The 361-nt window shown below is 67.0% G+C and carries 1 protein-coding gene; it reads left to right on the forward strand.

Annotated elements, in window-relative coordinates:
• Positions 1-361 (forward strand): condensation domain-containing protein (locus KIP88_RS46200; RefSeq protein WP_214494683.1); only part of this gene is annotated, 361 nt, incomplete at both ends.

The following is a 361-nucleotide window of genomic DNA, read 5'->3' on the forward strand; positions in this document are numbered from 1 at the left end:
GTCGTTTGCCGGGGCCACTGTGCCTGTTGTCATCGATGCGGATCTGACGCGGGAGTTGAAGCGGCTGAGCCAGCAGCATGGCACGACGTTGTTCATGACGGTGCTGGCGGCGTGGGGCGCGGTGCTGGCGCGTCTGTCAGGGCAGGACGACCTTGTGATCGGGGTGCCGAGCGCCAATCGGGGCCGCCGCGAGATCGAAGGGTTGATCGGCTTCTTCGTCAACAGCCTGGCGCTTCGGCTGGAGCTGTCGGGCGAGCCGAGCGTGTCGCAGCTTCTGGAACGGACGCGGCGCACGGCGCTGGCTGCGCAGGAGCATCAGGACCTGCCGTTCGAGCAGGTAGTCGAGATCGTCAAGCCGCCC

The sequence above is a fragment of the Bradyrhizobium sp. SRL28 genome (genome assembly GCF_018596315.1).
Taxonomy (GTDB): Bacteria; Pseudomonadota; Alphaproteobacteria; order Rhizobiales; family Xanthobacteraceae; genus Bradyrhizobium.